The sequence below is a fragment of the Siphonobacter sp. SORGH_AS_1065 genome, from assembly GCF_030818595.1.
Lineage (GTDB): Bacteria > Bacteroidota > Bacteroidia > Cytophagales > Spirosomataceae > Siphonobacter.
Window position 1 is genome coordinate 2941148 of the sequence record NZ_JAUTAM010000004.1, and the last position, 22443, is coordinate 2963590.

General features: G+C 45.3%; 14 protein-coding genes. 10 read left to right on the plus strand and 4 right to left on the minus strand.

The window, feature by feature from the left end:
- The first annotated feature begins 30 nt into the window (after nucleotides 1-30).
- Nucleotides 31-717 (plus strand): zinc metallopeptidase, encoded by a 687-nt coding sequence (locus tag QE390_RS12805; RefSeq protein WP_106636342.1) that lies wholly within the window; start codon nucleotides 31-33, stop codon nucleotides 715-717.
- 170 nt (nucleotides 718-887) lie between these two features.
- Nucleotides 888-1040 (plus strand): hypothetical protein, encoded by a 153-nt coding sequence (locus QE390_RS12810; protein ID WP_157830284.1) that lies wholly within the window; start codon nucleotides 888-890, stop codon nucleotides 1038-1040.
- A 93-nt stretch (nucleotides 1041-1133) separates the two neighbouring features.
- Here QE390_RS12810 and QE390_RS12815 read toward each other — a convergent pair whose 3' ends face one another.
- Entirely contained in the window at nucleotides 1134-1577 is a 444-nt protein-coding gene (locus tag QE390_RS12815) for a Rid family detoxifying hydrolase (RefSeq protein WP_307142415.1), read from the minus strand.
- Nucleotides 1578-1607: 30 nt separating this feature from the next.
- Nucleotides 1608-3200, minus strand: a complete 1593-nt coding sequence (locus QE390_RS12820) for an amino acid permease (protein ID WP_307142416.1) — start codon at nucleotides 3198-3200, stop codon at nucleotides 1608-1610.
- A 288-nt stretch (nucleotides 3201-3488) separates the two neighbouring features.
- Here QE390_RS12820 and gldA point away from each other — a divergent pair, with 288 nt between their 5' ends.
- The 3 genes from gldA (at nucleotide 3489) to QE390_RS12835 (ending at nucleotide 9441) form a co-directional block, all read left to right on the plus strand.
- Nucleotides 3489-4196, plus strand: coding sequence for a gliding motility-associated ABC transporter ATP-binding subunit GldA (gldA, locus tag QE390_RS12825; protein ID WP_106636344.1), 708 nt, complete (start codon nucleotides 3489-3491; stop codon nucleotides 4194-4196).
- 544 nt (nucleotides 4197-4740) lie between these two features.
- The gene (locus QE390_RS12830; protein ID WP_307142417.1) at nucleotides 4741-7920 is read left to right on the plus strand and encodes a SusC/RagA family TonB-linked outer membrane protein; all 3180 of its coding nucleotides are present in this window, start codon (nucleotides 4741-4743) and stop codon (nucleotides 7918-7920) included.
- Nucleotides 7921-7998: 78 nt separating this feature from the next.
- Nucleotides 7999-9441 (plus strand): SusD/RagB family nutrient-binding outer membrane lipoprotein, encoded by a 1443-nt coding sequence (locus QE390_RS12835; RefSeq protein ID WP_307142418.1) that lies wholly within the window; start codon nucleotides 7999-8001, stop codon nucleotides 9439-9441.
- Nucleotides 9442-9508: 67 nt separating this feature from the next.
- Here QE390_RS12835 and panC read toward each other — a convergent pair whose 3' ends face one another.
- Nucleotides 9509-10348: a pantoate--beta-alanine ligase gene (panC, locus tag QE390_RS12840; protein ID WP_307142419.1), complete on the minus strand. Its 840-nt coding sequence runs from the start codon at nucleotides 10346-10348 to the stop codon at nucleotides 9509-9511.
- A 216-nt stretch (nucleotides 10349-10564) separates the two neighbouring features.
- On the opposite strand from panC, the gene QE390_RS12845 reads away from it, so the two are divergent.
- The 5 genes from QE390_RS12845 (at nucleotide 10565) to QE390_RS12865 (ending at nucleotide 18441) form a co-directional block, all read left to right on the plus strand.
- Nucleotides 10565-11374: a glycogen/starch synthase gene (locus QE390_RS12845; RefSeq protein ID WP_106636348.1), complete on the plus strand. Its 810-nt coding sequence runs from the start codon at nucleotides 10565-10567 to the stop codon at nucleotides 11372-11374.
- A gap of 159 nt (nucleotides 11375-11533) precedes the next feature.
- A complete protein-coding gene (locus QE390_RS12850) occupies nucleotides 11534-13177 on the plus strand; it encodes a M20/M25/M40 family metallo-hydrolase (protein ID WP_307142420.1) in 1644 nt (547 codons plus the stop codon).
- A gap of 259 nt (nucleotides 13178-13436) precedes the next feature.
- A complete protein-coding gene (locus QE390_RS12855) occupies nucleotides 13437-14117 on the plus strand; it encodes an MgtC/SapB family protein (RefSeq protein ID WP_307142421.1) in 681 nt (226 codons plus the stop codon).
- A gap of 83 nt (nucleotides 14118-14200) precedes the next feature.
- Nucleotides 14201-15634: a hypothetical protein gene (locus tag QE390_RS12860; protein ID WP_307142422.1), complete on the plus strand. Its 1434-nt coding sequence runs from the start codon at nucleotides 14201-14203 to the stop codon at nucleotides 15632-15634.
- A 1199-nt stretch (nucleotides 15635-16833) separates the two neighbouring features.
- Nucleotides 16834-18441, plus strand: coding sequence for a Na+/H+ antiporter (locus QE390_RS12865; protein ID WP_106636352.1), 1608 nt, complete (start codon nucleotides 16834-16836; stop codon nucleotides 18439-18441).
- Between the two features lie 472 nt (nucleotides 18442-18913).
- Here the strand turns inward: QE390_RS12865 and QE390_RS12870 are convergent, their stop codons facing one another.
- The gene (locus QE390_RS12870; RefSeq protein ID WP_373424560.1) at nucleotides 18914-21547 is read right to left on the minus strand and encodes a TonB-dependent receptor domain-containing protein; all 2634 of its coding nucleotides are present in this window, start codon (nucleotides 21545-21547) and stop codon (nucleotides 18914-18916) included.
- Between the last annotated feature and the right edge of the window lie 896 nt (nucleotides 21548-22443).

Below are 22443 nucleotides of genomic sequence, written 5' to 3' on the forward strand. Positions count from 1 at the left end.
AGCAAAGCAAGTTAATAAATCACTATAACTATGGCAGGAGCATATTTAATTGGTATAGTCGTGATGATTGTCAGTTCGTTAGTGAGTTGGCGACTGCGAAGTAAATTCACGGAATACTCTCAGGTAGGATTGGCTAATGGCCTTTCAGGAAAAGAAATTGCTGAAAAAATGCTGCATGATAACGGCATTTACGATGTTCGGGTGTTGTCCGTAGAAGGGCAGTTGACGGATCACTACAACCCCGCCGATAAAACGGTAAATTTGAGTAATGACGTTTATTACGGAAGAAGCGTTTCTGCCGCCGCCGTAGCTGCTCACGAATGCGGTCATGCTGTACAGCACGCAACGGCTTATAGTTGGCTTCAATTCCGAAGTTCAATGGTACCTTTTCTGAGTATTGCTTCCAGTTGGATGCAATGGATCATTTTGGCGGGTATTTTTTTACTCAATACCACACCCATCCCGTTGGCTATTGGGGTAGCTTTATTCGCAGCCACCACGCTGTTTAGCTTCATTACTCTTCCCGTTGAGTACGATGCATCGAACCGGGCTCTGGCCTGGATTGAACGCACCGGGACTGTAACTCCTCGGGAACACACGATGGCGGCGGATGCCCTGAAATGGGCGGCTCGCACCTATGTAGTAGCTGCCATTGGTTCTTTGGCCACTTTACTGTACTATGTTAGCTTATTAATGGGTGGTCGCCGTAATGATTAATCCCTGAGGTAGCTATCACAAAAAAGTCTGACTCGCGAGAGTCAGACTTTTTTTTATGGTTTTTCGTCGATAAAAAGAGCTTTGGCATAGTATTTTAGTTATGTGAAGAATACTATCAGACGAGCTAAAGACGTTCATTGATATTATAACCATTCAATACCGTAAAAGCCATGAATTATTCCTTCGCTACTCGTCGCTTATTTATCAAACTTGGTTTAGTTTTTAAACCAGTTCGAAACACCAAGGTTCTTCGTAAGCCCAGCTTACCGATGAGTGTTTCGGGAGATAAGTTCTTTAACGACTGGAAACTTCTTAACGGTTAGGAGAGGCTTTTGGCCTTAGCCGAAAGAAAGAAACTTATAAATTATAAAAAAGACGACTGGGTAGATTCCAGCCGTCTTTTTTTGTGACCTCTTTTATTTCATTCGGGCAGCGATAACCGTAATTTCTACATTTGCTCCGGCAGGTAAATCAGACACACCGACGGTGGTACGAGCGGGATAATTACTTTGAAAATACTTTCCGTAAAGCGTGTTAATTCGTTGGAAATCGGACAAATCTTTGACGTAGATGGTCGTATTAACAATGTTTGTATAATCCAGGTGGGCGGCTTTCAGAATGGCTAAAATGTTCTCCATAATCTGAGGAACTTCGGCTTCTACGCCACCCGTTACCAGCTTTTTAGTGTTCGGGTGGATTCCGATTTGTCCGGCAACGAACACCAAACCATTGGCTTCCACGGCCTGGCTGTAAGGACCGATGGGGGCAGGGGCCATTTCTGAATGATGAATTTTCTTTTGAGCCCAGGCAAAGCTGGAATACCCAAGAATAGACGTAATCAGAAGCAAGCGACGAATCATACGTTCAGCGTTATAGGGAAAGAATAAAACTTACTTCGCCAGTTTTGAATGCTGACGGCCATAACTAAAGTAAATCACCAGACCAATAATAAGCCAGGCCACAAACGCTCCCCAGTTCAGAATGCCGAGTTCGGTCATCAGGTAGAGGTTGGTAAGAATGCCTAAAACGGGAAGTAATGAAAAGTTATAACGGTAACTCATCACCGAAAGCGTAGCAAAAACCAGCCAGAATACGAATAACAGCGGTTTCTCTTCCATCGCCAGTACAAAATGACCCGAGTAAATGGCAAAGGCCAGGGCCATTACAAAGCCAATTCCTACGATAAATTTCCCGTTCACGTAAGGCACTCGAAACTTGGAATACGTGCTTAAGCCCTGATAATCCATGTACAATACCCCGCCACAAACCAGGATAAACGCGAAGAACGTACCCACGCTGGTCAGGTCAATGAAGAAACCCATGTCGAAAAACATGGAAGGAATGGCAACCACAAAACCGGTTACAATCGTAGCAAACGAAGGCGTATGAAATTTGGGGTGAATTCTGGAGAACATGGGCCATAACAGTCCATCGCGGCTCATCGTCATCCAGATACGGGGCTGACCTAACTGATACACTAATAATGCACTGGTAATGGCAATTACTGCTGATACGGAGATAACCCCGGCGATGAAATCAAAACCTACTTTATGGAAAACATACGCCAGCGGATCGTCAACGTTCAATTCTTTATAATGCACCATTCCCGTTAACACCAGCGTAATCAGGACGTACATAATCGTACAGATAATCAGACAGTAAATCATCGCCCGCGGCATGTCGCGTTGGGGATTTTTACATTCTTCGGCGGTGGTCGAGATCGAGTCAAATCCGATGAAAGCGAAGAAAACGGCGGCTACTCCGCTAAGCACACCACCCACGCCGTTCGGGGCAAAGGGCGACCAGTTTTCGGGTTTTACGTAAAAAGCTCCGGCTCCGATGACCAGTAGAATAACCGCCATTTTCAGAGCTACAAGCATATTACTCACGTTCTTGGATTCCTTAATACCGATGTAAACCAGAGCGGTAACCAAGACGGTAATCAGACCAGCGGGAAGGTCCAGAATCAGCTTTATGCCGCCCAGGGTAGGGGCCGAAGCCTGAGCTGCCTCGCTGGCCGAGAAGGGATTAGAGGTTAACCAGTCGGGAAGATGAAGACCGAAGCCCGCCAGCATGGAAGTAAAATATTCCGACCAGGAAATGGCAACTACCATGTTGGAAACGGCGTATTCCAGAATCAACGCCCAGCCGATAATCCAGGCGAAAATTTCACCGAAAGACACATAAGCGTACGTATAAGCACTGCCCGAAACCGGAACGGTCGAGGCAAACTGAGCGTAACTTAAAGCCGTAAAAACGCAGGCAATCGCGGTAAAGACGAAAAGTAAGGAAACGGCAGGGCCGCCGTCAAAACTGGCTCGACCGATGGTACTGAAAATCCCGGCTCCGATGATAGCCGCAATACCCAGCGAGGTTAAATCCCGGACACCGAGGATTTTGGTCAAGCCGTGTGACTCGCCCGTGGCGTCGTTGTTCAGAACTTGTTGAATTGATTTTTTACGAAAAAGGGAGTCGTTGGCCACGGCTGCTAAAGGTGTTTCGTGATAAGGTATATGGGAGCACTCGACTGTTTCAATGCCTTAGGGTCTGAAAATGAACCTATTCTTTCCAGAAAAAGTAGAAAATTGCTCGCGACGAAGTGAATATTCAGGTAAAAATAGGTAATCCCGTTAAGCATTCAAGACTGGAGGTCGACGAAATGCCGAGATTCTGGGAATTGTGGAAAGATATATCAGTTTTTACAGGCTTCGCGTTTTACTTTGCATCCTTAATTGATTTAGAGAACATTTCATTTACTAGAGCCTTCTCGCGTGTCTATTCTTGTCAAAGATCTAACCAAAATATACGGTCCGCAAAAAGCAGTGGATCAGCTCAGTTTTGAAGTGAAGCCGGGCGAAATCGTCGGTTTTCTGGGCCCTAACGGAGCTGGAAAATCCACGACTATGAAAATTGCTACGGGTTATCTGCACCCTACCAGTGGAACGGTGGAAGTGGCGGGCTATGACGTTACGCAGCATTCCATGGACGTTCGGAAGCATTTGGGATACCTGCCCGAGCATAATCCGCTGTACCTGGACATGTACGTAAAAGAGTTTCTGCGGTTTGTTGGCGAAATGTACGGATTGAAAGGGGAGGTACTGACGCACCGGGTAAAAGACGTAATTGAGCAGGTAGGCCTGGGGCAGGAGCAGCATAAACGCATCGGGCAGCTCTCAAAAGGCTATCGACAACGGGTAGGGTTGGCTCAGGCTCTGGTACACAATCCGCAGGTATTGATTCTGGATGAGCCCACGACGGGGCTAGACCCGAATCAGCTCGTGGAGATCAGGTCGGTTATCAAGGCCATCGGTCAGGAAAAAACGGTATTATTTTCAACGCATATCATGCAGGAAGTAGAAGCCATCTGTGACCGGGCCATTATCCTGAAACGCGGAAAACTAGTGGCGAACGATACCATTGAATCGTTGAAACAAACGGGAAAATCGCTGGAAGCACTGTTCCGTGAATTAACTGTATGATACAATAACTATTTACTACGTGGAAAGCCTTTCTAAGCCAGAAAGGCTTTTTTTGTTGTTTATGGGTTTTGATTGTTAGGTTTCAATAAGCCTATATTAATGCTAGTAATTTTAAAAATGGCTTTAGAGTGGTTTTTAAATGATGCATATGTTTAAATAATTATACAATTATTCTAAAAAGAGGTTTAAAAATATAAATTAATGGATTGGAATAATATGAAAGTGTATGTGGTTATTTTGAATTTTTATTCTGTATAATGGTATTTATGGTGTGCTATATGTGGCAAAAGTCAATATTTACTGAAATATTATTTGAAAATAGATGACGTTGTCGTAATATTGGCTTGCGTTTTGAGGTATTTGTAGTCAGAACGCCTTTCTTCCATTCAGTTTTAACCAAAATTATGCAACAATTTTATATTAATTCTCTGCCTCTTCTAAGTTAGGCTTCTTCTCTTTTTCTGCTTTGATTTTCTGATTCTGCTTCTCAGGTGAGAAGCGGGCTGACTCCTTATTTTCCACTTAAAACGAGTAGCATATACTTATGAAGAAACGTTTATCTTTTTTATTATTTCTGCTGACTAATCTCTGGTTGCAAGTATCCGCTCAGGATCGGCAACTGACCGGGCTGGTTACTTCGATAGAAGATGGTCAGCCGTTGCCCGGAGTTTCCATCTCGGTAAAGGGAACGAATAAAGGCACTACGACCAATGGAAGCGGAACTTATCAGCTCAACGTGGGATCTGGTAGTGTACTGATTTTTAGCTATGTGGGTTTTGTTACGAAAGAAGTTAATCTGGGTAACGAAAGCGAGCTAAATGTCTCGCTGCAAATGAATGCCAGCAGTTTAAGTGAGGTAGTGGTAACCGCTTTGGGTATTGAGCGAGATAAAAAGGCCTTAGGCTATAATGTTCAGGATTTAAAGAACTCAGAAATTACGCAGGCCCGGCCTACCAACCTGGTCAATGCTCTTTCGGGGAAAATTGCGGGTATTCAGGTTACAAACTCGAATGGCCAGCCTGGAGCCTCCTCCCGGATTATGATACGCGGAGCGAACTCCATTGGTGGTAATAACCAGCCTTTGTTTGTGGTGGATGGTATTCCCATTGATAATGGAAGCTACAATACAGCCGCTAATGCTTCAGCTACGAATACGAATAACGTAACGGTAGACTACGGAAACGGAGCTTCTGCCATTAACCCTGATGACATTGATAATATTTCTGTACTGAAAGGTGCCAATGCGGCGGCTTTGTATGGATCGCGGGCTGCGAATGGAGTTATTTTGATTACTACCAAATCAGGAAAAGGCTCCAAAGGAATTGGTATCTCAGTAAATTCCAACGTGACATTTGATCGTCCGTTTCGCCTCCCGGACTGGCAAAATGAGTATGGACAGGGATTTGGTAAATTAAATTCCGATGGAACTTACGGCGGCGGCGTTTTTGAATATGTAGACGGCAAAGGTGGTGGAATAAATGATGGCGTAGATGAAAGCTGGGGTCCTAAAATGGACGGTCGACTCATTGCTCAGTTTAATTCACCCATTGATCCGGCAACGGGTAAACGTATTCCAACTCCCTGGGTAGCTCATCCTGATAACGTAAAGAATTTCCATGAAACGGGTTTAACCACAACCAATAACGTAGCCATCACAGGTGGCAGCGATAAAGGGGATTTTCGCTTATCCTTTACCAATTTGTATCAAAAGGGGATGTACCCCAACACCAATTACAAGCGGAAAAACCTGTCATTTAACGCGGGCTATAACCTGACTCCGAAACTACACGCCAGAGCTGCGGTAAACTACATCAAAGACGGTTCGGATAACCGTCAGAACCTCAATCTCTACTGGATCTGGTTTGGGCGTCAGGTAGATCTGGAAGACCTGAAACAGGATGTGGTGCCGGGAACAGATCCCAGCCAATGGCCTGTACAACGAAACTGGAACTCCAATTACTGGAATAACCCCTACTACGTTTTAAATCGTCAGACGTATGCCAACGATAAGGATCGAGTGGTAGGGAACGTGCAGTTAACGTATCAGTTATTGCCCTGGCTTAAAGTAATGGGTCGTTCGGGTACTGATTTTGGGATGGATCGACGCATCACTAAACGTGCGAAGGGAGTAGGACTGGTTAACGGTGAATTTGCGGAGGATAATGTATACGTTCAGGAAACGAACACGGATTTCTTGGTGACGGGTGATCGTAAATTCGGTGATTTTCAGGCTACGGTCAGTGTCGGAGGGAACCATCGTTACAATTATTTCCAGCGGGATTATTTACAGGCTCCTGAGTTAAGAATTCCTAACCTGTACAACATTGCCAACTCTGCGGTACGTCCAAACGTTTACAATCGTAACACGAAGAAAGTGGTTAACTCTGTCTACGGACAAGCTAGTTTCTCCTTCCGCGATTACCTGTTTATGGATCTGACGGCCCGTAATGACTGGTCTTCCACATTACCCGCCAATCCTAGCTATTTCTATCCTTCCATTTCTGGAAGTGCGGTCCTGACGGATGCTCTCAATTTGCAGTCTCCAGTGTTGTCTTATCTGAAGGCTCGTGCCGGTTGGGCTCAGGTAGGAAACGACACAGATCCTTATGCAACCCAGCAGGTATACCAGGCTGAAGACGCCTGGGGTTCAGTTACTACTTTCTCGGAAAACAACTTAATCTATAACAGTAATCTTAAGCCGGAAATGACGAAGGCTTTTGAGGCTGGGATTGAAACCCGTTTGTTTAAGAACTTAATCAACCTGGAGATTACCTATTACGATAAGTCTACGTCTGACCAGATTTTACGGGCGAACGTTCCTCAAAGCTCTGGCTACTACAACACGGTAATTAACGGTGGAAAGATTCGTAACTCAGGTATTGAAGTTGAACTCTCTGCTTCACCGATTAAGCTGGACAACGGTTTTCGCTGGGATGTAACGGTGAACTACGCCCGTAACCGCTCTGAAGTAGTGGATTTAGGGGGGCTTAGCAGCTACCAAATCAACACCGGATCTTTGTTGCGTAATGTCATTCTGGAAGCTCGTCCTGGGTATGCATACGGAAATTTCTACGGTACCTATACACGTCGTGCTCCTGACGGACAGGCCATTATCGATGCTAGTGGTTATCCTGTTATGTCTTCCGACCGCAAAGTAATTGGCAACATTATGCCTAAATGGACGGGAGGTCTTCAAACGGCCATTACTTACAAAAACTTCTCGGTTAGCACCCTGTTCGACATGCGTTTCGGCGGTCAGATTTTCTCGCAGGGAATTAACATTGGTCGTTACACAGGTGTGCTGAAAGAAACCTTACCCGGCAGAGAAACAGGTAATATCGTAGCTCCTGGGGTTACTGAAACCAAGAATGCAGACGGCTCAACCACTTATACCAAGAATACGAAGGCAGTCGTACTTCCCGAAAACTATTACCACAATTTCTATAATCGCAATAATAACGAGAACTACATGTTTGACGCCAGTTACGTAAAGTGGCGTGAACTGCGGATAAGCTACACCATTCCTAGCCGTTGGGTTAGCAAAACACCCTTCCGTAACATTACAGTATCGGCAGTAGGACGAAATCTCGCTCTGTTGTACAGTAACGTACCACACATTGATCCTGAAACCAGCTATTACGGAGACGGAAACGTTCAGGGCTTTGAGAATGGTAACCTGCCTTCAGCCCGGAGCATTGGATTCAATGTCGGATTCGGTTTGTAAAAGGGAGAAAACGTATTTCAAAATCAGGAAATACTGGGAACTTATTCGAATTAACAGTACTCGAAACATCGTATTTATATGAAATTTTTCCATAAACTTTCGTACTCAGCGGCCTTAATAGCAGGGTTATTTCTGGCAAGCAGTTGCGAAAAAAACTTTGATGTAATCAATACCAACCCTAATGATCCTACTTCTTTACCCCCCGAATTGTTGATGCCACACGGGATTCGCGTAGGCGTGAATACGATTTGGGGTGGATCACTCGGACAGGACGTAGGATCGGGATGGTCTCAGCACTGGGCTCGTATTCAGTATACGGAAATTGATCAGTACAACTTCACTACGGACGTACAAGACACGCCCTGGCAAAACCTGTATATTGAAGCGAATGCTGATTTCGAGAAGATTATTGACTTGGGTAAAGCGGGTGGGAATGAAAATTATCAGGCCATTGGTTTAATCATGCGGTCATATTTCTTTTCCCAGTTAACGGATATTTACGGCGACATTCCTTACTCGGAAGCATTGAAAGGCACCAAGGGTACCACTTACCCTAAATACGATGCTCAGAAAGATGTCTACGCGGGATTAGTGAAAGATTTAAAAACCGCCAGTGAGTTAATTAATACCAAAACGGTGAATACCGCCGCAGATTTAATCTACGCAGGAGACATGACCAAATGGAAAAAATTTGCCAACTCCCTGAGCTTGCGTTTATTGAACCGAATGCTTGCCAAGTCGGATGCTCCTATTGATGTAAAAGCTGAAATGACCCGCATCTTGAGTGACCCCACGAAGTATCCGGTGATGACTGCGGTGAGTGATAATGCGAAACTGGTGTATCTAACGGATGCTCCCAACAACAACCCGATCAATCAGAACCGTAAAACCAGAGATGATCATCGGGTTTCGAAAACACTCACGGATAAACTGCAAGCTCTGAATGATCCTCGTCTGGCGGTTTACGCCAATAAAGTCAACGGAGCTTATGTGGGCGTTCCGAATGGCTTATCTAATACGGAAGCCGGTGCCCTTGGGTTAGCCAAAACTTCTAAAGTAGGGGATTATTTTGTAGCGGCCACTTCGCCTTCGGTTCTCATGACCTTTGCTGAATTAAATTTCATCAAGGCCGAAGCGGCCCTGCGGGGAGTGACGGCTGCCGGAACTGCTGAAACAAACTATGCGGCGGGAATCAAAGCCTCTATGGATCAGTATGGGTTGAGCATCCCTTCCACCTATACTACTACCTTGAGCTCTGATACTAATCAGGCAATCAATCAGGTTTTAGAGCAAAAGTGGATTGCTTTGTTCGGTCAGGGTATAGAAGCCTGGACGGAATTTCGCCGAACGGGCGTTCCAGCTCTCAAGGCTCCTGCCATTAATTATAACAGCAACATGATCCCTACACGTTTACCTTATCCTTCTTCGGAAGAGAACCTAAACGGTGCCAATATGAAAGCGGCTTTAGCTAGCATGGGAGGAGGTAATACCATGCAACTTAAACTCTGGTTTGCGAAGTAATTTTAAAAAGAGTTCTGTTTAAAAATCAAAGCCCGGCACTTTTGTGAAGTGCCGGGCTTACTTAGTATTATGCATTCACTAATACATTATCAATCAGCCGAACTTTCCCCAAGTGTGCTGCCAGACACAACGCAGCGGGTTGTCCGGGAGTATAAACTTCCAGCGGAAGTAAGTTTTCGATATTGGCTACTTCAAAATATTCCAGACTAAATGCGGGCTGCTCGGTAAAAGCGTGAAGTAAGGCTGCTTTTACCTGGGATACGCTCAGTCCGGCCTCCAGGGCACGTTTGGCGTTTTGTAATTCCGCCTGAATGAACGGAGCCAAAGCCCTTTCTTCTTGCGTTAAGTTGCGGTTGCGGGAGGACATGGCCAATCCGTCAGCTTCCCGAACGGTAGGAGCAATGATTAACTCAATCGGAAAACTCAGGTCATTAATCAGCCGACGAACGATGAGACATTGCTGCAAATCCTTCTGCCCAAAATACGCCCGCGTAGGTTGCACCAGGTGGAAAAGTTTGGAAACCACAATGCCTACGCCATTGAAGTGACCGGGGCGAAAGGCCCCTTCCAGCACTCGTTCCAGCGGACCAAAGTCAAAAGTCATAACGGGAGCGGAGGGATACATTTCCTCGGCTGAGGGAGCGAAAATGACGTCGCATCCAGCGGCTTCCAGCAAGGCAGAATCCTGCTCCAGAGTACGGGGGTAACGGGCTAAATCCTCAGCGTTATTAAACTGAATGGGGTTTACAAAAATGCTACAAACCACCCGTTCATTTTCCGCCCGGGCTTTTCGGATTAATTGTAAATGTCCTTCGTGTAAAGCTCCCATGGTGGGCACAAATCCGATGGATTGGGGCTGCTGGGCGAGAAAGGAACGTAACTCGGCAATAGTAGTAAAGAGATGCATGGACTGCAATAAATTTCAAAAGTGCGTATGCCTGAAGTCCTGAGAGTCAGGTTTAATGAAGAAGTGAACTTATGAACAGGGTACAAAAGTTCAGCTCGTCAAAAACTTGCAAGTATAGTTTTTTATAAATTAATTCATGGATTTTAGGCGTTTTTTTTATATTTTTGCAAGCGAATTTGGAATATCCTTACCCATTTCGTAAACTCTTGAAGCCCCATGAGTAAACTCCGGATTTTGTACGTTGCCAGTGAGATCAATCCCTTTCTTCAAATCACAGACGTTGCCGAATACGTGCGAAAACTTCCCCAGGCTATGCAGGAGCGGGGCATGGAAATCCGAATACTGGTTCCTCGTTTTGGACTGATCAATGAGCGTAAAAATCGCCTTCATGAAGTCGTTCGTCTCTCCGGGATCAATATTTCGGTAGGCGACGATGAAAAACCACTGGTGATCAAAGTAGCGTCCGTACCAAGTGCCAAGTTGCAGGTCTACTTTATTGATAACGAAGACTATTTCCACCGGAAATCAGTGTTCTTCGATAAAGATGAGAAATTCTACGAAGATAACGACGAACGTGCCATTTTCTTTTGCAAAGGCGTCATTGAAACGGTTCGTAAATTAGGCTGGTCACCCGATATTGTTCACTGTAATGACTGGATGACGGCTCTGATTCCCCTGTATCTGAAAACAACGTATCGAAAAGATCCGATGTTCAAAGATACCAAGTCAGTGTTCTCGGTTTATAATAATTCATTCAATTATAAATTTACCGAAGAATTACTCGACAAAGTAAAAGCACTCGACATTAATGACGACATGCTTTTAAGTCTTAGTTCTTTAGATTACGATGGCTTTATTAAAATCGGAGTTCAATACGCTGATGTAGTAATTAAAGCCGTTGAAGATTACAGCGAAAGCGTTAATCAAATCCTGAACGATAATCCTGAGAAGAAGGTAGAGTTACCCGAAGAACAGGAAGAAATGTCAGACAAGTTTTATTCACTCTATACGGAGTTGATGAACTAGAAAGAAGGGTTGATCTCCTATACAGGCAAAGCCGCCCGTCGTCACGAACGACGGGCGGCTTTTTTATGCCCCAAACCTAGTACTTCGGCTATATGCGGGGCTTTTTGTATCTTGCCTCTTCCGCTTTGTTTAGATTTCCACTCAAGCACTTTATCACGCATGATTAAAAAAATCGTTGGGCTGTTCAGCTGCGTTCTTTCGCTGACGGCTTCCGCCCAGATTCCTGAATCTATTTTAAATGATCTTTCCAGTGTTGATTCCAACCGGATTAAAGCTCACGTCGCCTACTTAGCTAACGATCAATTGCTGGGCCGGAAGGCCGGTTCGCCGGGGTATAAAATGGCCGTTGATTATGTCGTAGAGCAGTATAAAAAGATGGGTTTACAGCCCGCTGGAGAGAAAGGCGGATATCTTCAGGAAGTGTACCTGCGAAACTCAAAAATTAACCCTGCCACGGCGGCCTTAACCCTGACTTTGCCTTCGGGCGAGGAGAAACAATGGCAATGGGGCGTTGATTATGTGTTCACGCCACATCCCGAAAAAGAATCCGTAGACTTCAATGCTCCACTGGTTTTCGTTGGGGCGGGTTTTGATACACCACAAATCAATTTTGAAGATTACCGGAATATTGATGTGAAAGGAAAAATCGTCGTCGTTTTGCGTAAAATTCCGGAAGATGCGGCGGCCAACGTGAAACTTCACCTGAATTATCCGGCTACGGCTCAGGCCTTTGCAGCCAAACACGGAGCTATTGGTGTGCTGGTTTGTAACTACACGAACAACCCGGTCGTTTTTAAAACGTCAGCAACGAATTATAGCCTGAATGGCATCAATGCATCGGTTTCAAAATCCGGCGAACGGGTAAGTTCGGCGGCGGCTTTGGGAGGAAAAATTCAGGTAGCAGGGGGCCTTTCCGTGCAGGCTTTGCAGCAACTCATGCAGGCCGAAAACATTGCTCTGGATGAACTCTGGCTAAAATTGGAACGGGGCGAATACGTAAGTCGACCGCTAAAAAGTAAAGTGAAAGGGCATTATGAGAACAAATTTACTAATCTGCTGAGTTACAATGTCATCGGGAAAATTGAAGGTTCTGACGCGAAGTTGAAGAAAGAATATGTCATTCATTCTGCCCACCTGGATCACCTTGGGGTAGGAAAACCCGTTAACGGCGATTCCATTTACAATGGGGCTCACGACAATGCTTCGGGCGTAGCCTGTGCCCTGGAAATTGCCCGAATATATGCGAATCTGAAGGAAAAGCCCAAGCGTTCATTGTTGTTTTTGATGGTAACCGCCGAAGAAATGGGCTTGCTGGGCTCGGGGTATTTTACGGCTTTTCCAACTGTTCCCCAAAAACAAATCGTAGCAGATATTAACACCGATATGCCTACGCTATTAGCTCCACTGGAATCGGTTGCTCCGTTGGGAGCTGAACATAGTAGCCTGTTAACAACTGTAGAAAACGCCGCCCAGGCTCTGCATTTACAGGTAGAAACCGATCCTGATCCCAGCGAGGGTCGCTTTGTGCGGAGTGATCAGTATAATTTTGTGAAAGCAGGTATTCCGGCTTTGCACATTAAATATGGTTATGCGAAAGCAAATCCGGCTTTGAATCTGGCTGAGAAGGTGAGAATCTGGCGGGATGCCCATTACCACAAAGTTTCTGACAATCTAAACGATTCGTTTGTATGGTCAGCCGGAGTTACATACGTGCAGGTTAATTTTCTGGTTAGTTACCAAATTGCTCAAAACCCAGTCCGACCAACCTGGAATAAGGGCGACTTTTTTGAAGTCAGAAAGTAATATTAAGTTTAATAGTTCCCCTATGCCCGCTGCCAGCACTAGTTTCTAAGGGAGTTGAACTTGGTTAACATTTCATTCATTGTCATAGGTATCTTAAGTGGGGTTACATTAAAAGACAAGCGTAGCCTAGCCAGCTTTTCCACCGGCAGCACTAGCGTCTGGGAAACATGAACCTTTTCTACTCAATTGGGATAATCCAGTAAAGCTAAGCCATTACTGGTCTGATCTTTTCCGTTCTTTCTGTAAAATCAGAGCTATTATGATCGAATGGACAACTGTAGTTACACGCATTGCCGTGGCAGCTTTGTGTGGTGGATTGGTAGGAATTGAACGCGAACGCAAAGAATGGACCGCTGGCCTACGCACCCATATGATGGTTTGCGTAGGTTCCTGTCTGGCGATGATGGTATCTACGTATGGTTTTGAGGATGTTCGGGGTGTTGAACACGTTTCGCTGGACCCTTCGCGGGTGGCGGCTCAGGTCGTGAGTGGGATTGGCTTCATTGGAGCAGGTACAATTCTGTTTTTAAGAAACGAAATTATACGGGGGCTAACTACTGCGGCTGGCTTATGGACCGTTTCGGCGGTAGGGTTAGCTGCGGGAGGAGGCATGTATTTCGCGGCTTTTCTAACTACTATTACCATACTGTTTATTTTATTGGGATTAAAGCCTCTGCAAAAACTATTCTTCACCAAACATCACCAGCAGGTGATCAAAATAAAAGCAGAAGCTGGGCCAGCAGTACTAGATCAACTGCAACAGCTACTAACGGATCAGGGAGTTACGATCTCTTACCTAAGCACTGAGAAAAAATCAAAAGAGGTAATTATTTATTTGAAAATCAAAACCTTGGCTTCCGGTCAGGAAATGTTTGGGTTGATTCGTCAGATTCAGACTTCTCCACTGGTTAAAGATATCGTCTGGCATGAAAACGGATAAGGAAATTCAGAAAAAGCGAGTTGAACCAACAAATCGCAAGTTTCGTACGTTGAACTTATACCGAACATACCTTCCTTGACTACATGAAAATACATTCATTAGCCTTATTTATTTTATTAGGAGTAACTCCCCGCGTTGATACCTGTACGAATTCTTCCGAGCAAACTACGCAGTATACAGCGGCTACTTTTCAGCCCGTCAATGCCCTGCGGTTGACGAAACTAAGTTTGTCCGAAATTCCTGATTTCGAAATGCCCAAAGGTTCTTTCTGGGCTGCCATGAAACTCTCGCCGGATAAAATCGACCAACAAAGGGCGTTTGTATTAAAAGGAAATACCTTTTTTCCCATTCGGACACTGGTTGAAAAGGAGGCGTATCAGCAGATTACGAATGCTCAGGGCAGAGCGTTTCTGAAGACCCTCCCACCGGGAACGGGATTGTATGAAATGCTAGGCGATGATGATTTATGCAAAAGCCAGGGGGCTTTACACGGGTTATGGACGAATCCAGTAACGGTGACGCCCGTTGATGTGAAAAACTACCTCATGGGCTGGTGGTATTCAAGGGCGGAAAATTATGGTTGGGGAAACGCCAGAATCATGTTCGATCTTGATTTAGAGGGTTTTCCAGCAGCCTGGAAAAACAATCAGGTGTTGGCGGAAGGAGTGAAACTATTACGTCAGGAACATCCTAACGTTGAATTTGGAATGTATGCTTCAGGGATGGGTAATCTGTACCCGGAAGGGAATGGCGGCCCTGCTAATCCTTACGGCCAAATCGGCGGCACTTCCCGTTATAATCTGTATAAGCAAAATGGATTTACCTACTTCGAGATGATGCCTTATGCCCATTACGAGGAAGTATTAATTGGGCAGGGAAAACCCTATGCTAATTTTCAGGATTACGCTAAACGCAGCAGTCTGCACATAAAAAAATGTCTGGAATGGCTTGATCCCAGAGCTCCTTATGCTGCTGATAAAAATTACCGGGGTTTCAGTTGGGTAATGACGCGTTACGAAGGGGGAGGATTGGAAATGATTGCTCCCCACATCTGTGAATCTTTACCATTATTGATGTTAGTAAGCGGAGCTGCTCGCTCGGGTGGAGGGCTATGTAACTGGAATCCAGGCGTAGACTTAAATGCCGCTGATTATGCTCTGGAAGCAGGAAAGTGGCGGGCTTCGCAGTTTAACAAGTTCTGGGAAAATCCGAAAACAGAGTATAACCTACACATCGAATTTTCGCTGGACAACGGTGAAACCTGGACCAACGATATTGAAAACTGGCAGGCAAAAGCTCAGAAACTAGGCATCAGTTGGTTTGATTATATGTATAAAGATCCCAATCCGATGGGTGTTCGGGCCGCAGTGCTGGATAATAAGTTAGTAGTAGTAGCCGCCCATCGTCCTGGTCTGGAAGAAGGGAAAGTCCAGAACATCCTGTGTCGTTATAAAAACAAAACCTGGAAAATGAGCCTGCCGTATCATCAGGTCGTGGCTGGAACGGTTACGCTTTAGGGTTTGGAGTTTTGGGTTTGGAGCGGCCGCCGCTGCGGTTTGGAGTTTGGAGTTTGGAGTTTGGAGTTTGGAGTTTGGAGTTTGGAGTTTGGAGTTTGGAGTTTGGAGTTTGGAGTTTGGAGTTTGGAGTTTGGAGTTTGGAGTTTGGAGTTTGGAGTTTGGAGTTTGGAGTTTGGAAAGGTAAAAACCGGTAAAGTTAGGGGAAAGGTTTTGAAATGGGAGATATAACCCCGGAGGGGTTGAATATGGATAGCCCTGGATGCTAATCCGGGGTAAACGTTGGACTGGCCCATACGCCAATCTCCCGCCCTGGCTGGTGTCCTCACCAGCCCTTACTAAAAGCATAATGGTTGGTGGGGACACCAACCAGGGCGGAGTTTTTGAGTTTACAACCCCAATAGCAGATGATCATTCAAGTAGAGACGCGACTACATTGCGTCTGAGTAAAAGACGGTTAGTGTTACTTTAAGGATTACAAATCCCTTACAGACGGCTTTCGGATTACAAATCCGAAAGAGCGTAGGTTTTGGGTTTTGAGTTGAAAAGAGAAAAGCATAAAGGTAGGGGAGGTGTTGGAAATGAGAATCATAACCCCGGAGGGGTTGAATATGGGTAGCCCCGGGTAAAACCCGGGGTAAACGTTGGAAGGGCCCATACGCCAATCTTCTGCCTTGGCTGGTGTCCTCACCAGCCATTACTAAAAGCATAATGGTTGGTGTCCCCACCAACCATGACGGAGTTTTGAGTTTACAATCCCCAATAACAGGCGATTATTCAGGTAGAGATGCGATGAAGTCGCATCTGGGTAATAGACAATTAGTGTTACTTTAGGGATTATAAATCCCTTACAGAAGGCTTTCGGATTACAAATCCTAAAGAGCGTAGACCTCTTTAGGGTAAGGTTTCCTTTTCAACGATATGCCTACTTGTATTTCTCTAGAATCTGCAAATGGAGGTTATCAATCTGAAAAGCATACCTCATCAACCCAATTATTCTCACCAGTTTACATTGACAGTGCAGGCCAGCTTTGATAATTGTATCAATTTATACTAAGGTTACTCTGCCAGCATTTAGGTCTGTTTCTTTAGACCACAATAAAAAGTAGTAAAGTAAAAAACATGCGGAACTTTCAGGTGACGACAGGTCTTGTATAAATAGCCTTCCAATAGTTTATACCTTCAGATTACCTTTTGTTTCCATGGAGATACTTGAACCTATCTTAATCTTAATGGCTATCCTGGCGGGTCTGTCAGCTCTGGCTCCCAAACTGAAAGTCCCTTACCCAATTGTGCTGGTTATTGGTGGACTATTAGTCGGAATTACACCTAGTTTGCCTAACGTTCGCCTTGAGCCGGACGTCGTCTTTCTAATCTTCCTGCCACCTTTACTATACGAAGCCAGCTGGAAAATTTCCTGGCAGGAACTGAAAACCCACCGAAAACCCGTTTCCAGATTAGCCATCGGGTTAGTTTTTTTAACAACCTCGGTTATTGCCGTTGTGGCTCATTACTGCATTCCCGGCTTTAGCTGGCCGCTGGCTTTTGTGCTCGGAGCCATCGTCTCGCCACCCGATGCGGTAGCCGCTACCAGTGCCACCAAGGGATTAGGATTACCTCGCCGAACTACAACAATTCTGGAAGGCGAAAGTCTGGTAAACGACGCGTCTGCCCTAATTGCGTATAGATATGCCGTGGTAGCTGTTGCTAGTGGAACCTTCGTGCTCTGGCAGGCCAGTATTCAGTTTTTTATACTAGCCATTGGTGGCGTTCTGGCCGGTTTGGCCATTGGTTACGCCTTCGTCTGGGTTTTTCGGAAAGTACAGGGCAACGCCACAGTTGAGGCCAGCCTGAACATCATGATTCCCTTTGTATCCTACCTTTTTGCCGAACACATTAAGGTATCAGGCGTATTATCTGTTGTGGCGACGGGCTTGTTTGTTTCTTGGCGTTCGTCGGAAGTGTTCTCTTTTCAGGGACGTATTCTGAGTAATAACTTCTGGGAATTGCTGGGCTTTCTGCTCAATGGATTCGTTTTCATTTTAATTGGGCTACAGCTCCCCTGGATTTTACAAGACATTCCCAATCAATCGCTAGGTACCCTGATTCTTTATGGCTTATTAGTAAGTGCTGCGGCCATTTTTATTCGTATGGCCTGGCTGTTTGTTATCGCCAAATTTCCCTTTGAGTTTGGTTATCGAAACGGAGCCAAGCAAAGCAAGGGCGAGTTATTCATCATTGGCTGGGCTGGCATGCGGGGCGTGGTTTCTCTAGCAACGGCCCTGGCTTTGCCGTTAACCCTGGCAAATGGGGAGCCCTTTCCCAATCGGAATATTATCCTCTTCATTACCTTCATCGTAATTCTGGTAACGCTCGTTTTACAGGGACTTACCTTGCCTTATTTTGTGAAGCGACTGAAAGTCAGTGAAGACCCTGATAAGGAAGCTGCTCTGGAGCGAAAACTTCGTCTGTATATGGCTCGCTCGTCCATCCAATTTATTGAGCAGGAGCTGCCAAAACTCATTGATCAGGAGGAAATTGGTGCTGGACTACGGAATCGTTTTGAACAGCAAATTCGTTATTTATACGGGTCCATTCCGACGGATGGCGTAGAACCTTCGCTGAAAGAAAAACGGGAGAAATTCAAAAAGTATATTTTTGGAGAACTGGAGGTGATCAACTTCCAGCGAAATCAAATGGTCGAGTTAATCAAAGAAAATAAATTTCCCGAAGAGTTAGTTCGGAAACTGGAAGGTGAACTTGACGTCTGGAATGTTTCGGTACAGAGTCGATTGAAGATTATGAAGTAGTGAGTGATGACCATCAGAATTGATGTTTTCATCTCCGTTAGCTTCCCCAAAGTTTTAAAACTTTGGGGAAGTTTTTTATGTATAGACTAGTAATCTATGAATTTAGGAAGCTATCAGATTAAACTCAGAGAACAGTCTTTGGCAGGGTTGAATGATAGTGGAAGAATCAATGGACAGGTAAAAAGGAAAGTAACACCCCCTGGCCTGTCATCTCGACCGAAGGGAGAGAGCTTCTGTCGAATGAGATAGTGCCAAGGTTAGTAAATTTTCCTTATGACCGCTATAAGTTCGCAAAGTCGTATGAGATTCTTCGTTCGCTCTGAATGACAGAAAAGTAGTAAGAAAAAAAACGCTCTGACCTACTAAATGCCAGGTAGATAAGGTATTACTTTCCCAGAACTTAGTACCAACAGTAAACGCCCCCAGCACAGCCGGAGGCGTTTGACGTCAAACTCTATGTATAAAAAAACGACTATCGTTTAGGGGTAGAAACGGGAGGTTTGTTACCCGCGGGAGCACCGCCCGCAGGAGCTGCTCCGCTACTGCCTGAGCCCTGAGTATTGTTCATGTCGGCACCACCGCCGTCACTTTTAATGTCATCGTTTTGAATCGACTTCGTTTTCTTACGGGGAGCCTGGATATTCATTTTTCCAATTTTATAACTGAAGGTTAAGCGAACGCCACGATTGTACATGTACATATCGCTAACCTGAGTAAACTGAGGCGATGTAAGTTCCGTACGCATCCGAATGTTGGAGGTCAGGAAGTTCTCGGCTGCAATACCAATACTTCCTTTCTTGTTCGCGAAGTCTTTTTTCACACCTAAAGAGTAAAATCCAAAACCAGCCATTCGACCTTGTAGCTGTACCTGAGGACCTTTCATCATCCCGAAGGCCTGTAGGCCCCAGCCATTTTTGAAGGTACTCTGAATACGACCTCCCACGTCGAAGTTAACTCCTGAATTCTTCACGTCAAGGGATAATCCGTCTACGCCTGTGGTAGTGCCTTTCAGTTGAGTATAGAACGTATTAGTGAATAAGTCAAAGCTGAAGCTGGAGCTCACGTCGTATTTGGCGAAAAGGTTGATTCCGGCAGCGTGTTCCGAACCAATATTCTGATACGTCGTCAGGATGGCACCGGCAAGTGTATCCAGTGGCGTCCGAACCTGGGTAATGGAGTTGTTCGTTACCCGTCCAAACAGAGCTGCATTAATGTAAGCTTTGTGAATGGTTTTACTTAAAGCTAACTCCACGTTATCCGTTAATTCCGGACGGAGCAAAGGGTTACCCATCGTGATATTCTGGGGGTTTGCTGCGTTGAAGTTAGGGTTCAACTGCTGAATACCTGGACGCTGAATCCGGCGGTTGTAAGCCAGTTTAATCATCGAGTTATCTTTCAGCATTTTCGAAAGATTTAAACTCGGTACGAAGTTATTGTAGTTGGGAATGGCAATGCTGGAACTGGTATTCGATTGAGCATCAATGACGGTATGCTCGAAACGGGTACCCGCTTTAATCGTGATTTTATTTTTTGTCGTATACGTGTAAGAAGCGTAACCAGCAGCGATATTCTGACTATAATCAAGGAAGCCAGAGGGATTATTTTCCTGTTGATAATAACCACCCGTTGGGCCCGCCAGGAGGTATTCATAGTTACTGTTCACCTTCCGCATGATGCCTTTCAACCCAAATTCCAGCATCTGATTTTTCTTAATTGGCGTCTGGTAATCCGTTTGCAGAGTAAACTCCTGGTTCAGGTTATCGTTCAGGTTTCGTTGACGACCCGTTAATTCATTGACATTTAATAAATTAGCATCGAAGTTATTAATCAGGTCATTACGGCTATACAGAGCAGAAATACTCCATTCCTGTTGAGGCTTGAACGTATGGATGTAATCCAGGTTCATATCAATCGTGCCGGAGTTATTTTTAGAAGTTACGTCTCGATTCTTTACGGTTCCTGCTACACCGTTGGTAAAGATTTGAGTCATATAATCCTGGTCAGTCGTTCGGTTGCGAACGCCGTAATTAATGCCCGCCGAAAGGCTCTGGTTTTTCGAGATATCAAAATCCCAACCCAGACTATAACGGCCCATTAACCCCCGGTTCATACCATCACCCGTCTGACGGGTAAGGATTGAATTATTATCAATGATGCTAGTCTGATCCAACGAAGAGCGGGTTTTTACATTATATTCTGCCCGACCAAAACCACCGAGTGTAAAGCCCATTTTGCCCGTCCGGTAATTCCCACGTAAACCCAGCATGGAGCCCCGGTTACCCACGCCCGTATCGAGGTTCAGGTTAAAGCCCTGAAGGTTATTTTTCTTGGTAATGATGTTAATAATCCCGCCAGAGCCTTCGGCATCATATTTGGCGGAGGGAGAAGTAATCACTTCCACCGTAGCAATTTCGTCGGAAGGAATTTGCTTGAGAGCGTCGGCTACGCTACCAGCCACGATGGTGGAAGGCTTATTGTTAATCAACACCCGAATGTTACTACTTCCCCGCATTGAAACATTACCATCCAGATCGACGGATAGCATAGGGACTTTCCGCAGAATGTCGGAAGCATCGCCACCTTTGGAAGTAATATCTTTTTCAGCGTTATAAACGAGACGGTCTACCTTCTCTTCAATCAGAGCTTTTTGCCCGGTAACGGTTACTTCCTGTAAAGTCTTCGAATCAGATTTTAACCTGATAACTCCCAGTGCCAGCGGACCGCTTACGGTAACTGGGTCAATCCGTTTGCTTTCGTAGCCTACAAAGGTTACTTCTAAGCGATACCGTCCGGGAGTAACGTTACCAATGGCAAACTGGCCTTTGCCATCGGCTACAGTTCCGGTAATAAGTTGATTGGTTTGTCTGTTATACAGAGCGATGCTGGCGAATTCAACGGGTTTACCAGAAGTAGAATCTACGAGAGAACCCGTTACCGTAGGGTTTGTCGCAACTAGTGGAGCGGGTGTTGCCGTTTGTGCCGAATCCTGAGCAGTGGTTTTCAACGAATCAGGGGCTGGTGTCACCACCTGAGCGGAACTCTGACTGAAACTGGCAAGTCCAAGCAGAGCCGAAAGTAAGATTGAAGAAATATAGTATCGTTTCATCGCTTTTGTCGTACGGGAAATAGAACGATACAAAGGTGCCACGAAGCCGGATACTGACGAAATGAAACTTACCGAGTGCCCAATAACTAGCGACGAATGACGGGTTTTGGGTTTGGAGCGGCCGCCGCTGCGGTTTGGGGTTTGGGGTTTGGGGTTTGGGGTTTGGGGTTTGGGGTTTGGGGTTTGGGGTTTGGGGTTTGGGGTTTGGGGTTTGGGGTTTGGGGTTTGGGGTTTGGGGTTTGGGGTTTGGGGTTTGGGGTTTGGGGTTTGGGGTTTGGGGTTTGGGGTTTGGGGTTTGGGGTTTGGGGTTTGGGGTTTGGGGTTTGGAAAAGAGAAAACCCGTAAAGATAGAGAAGACGTTTTGAAATGGGAGATATAACCCCGGAGGGGTTGAACCTGAATAGCCCCAGGCTGGATAGCCCCGGATGTCAATTTGGGGTAAACGTTGGACGGGCCCATACGCTAATCTCCTGCCCTGGCTGGTGTCTTCACCAGCCATTCATATAAAGCATAGTGTTTGGTGAGGACACCAACCACGGTGGAAACCTGGGCGAATGATTGCCAATCCGGAAAAGCATACCAATCAAGCATTTTAGGTAGATACGCGACTTCATCGCGTCTGGGTAAGAGGCGGTTAGCGTTGCTTTAGGGATTATAAATCCGAAAGAGCGTAGTTGTTTATCGCTAATCATTATTTCCAATAGTTCATTAAATAGTCTTTAATTTGGATTTTGTCTGTTAAGTCTATTAATTCAGAACTGTTCCAATTAATCAGAACCATTTCACAACTTTCACCTAATTCGTAAAGTGCTTCTTCAATTTTGCTAAACCAATCTGCTGAAGTAATTAGAGAAGTAGAAATCCAAATATTTTTTACAAACTCGTCTTTGCAGTCG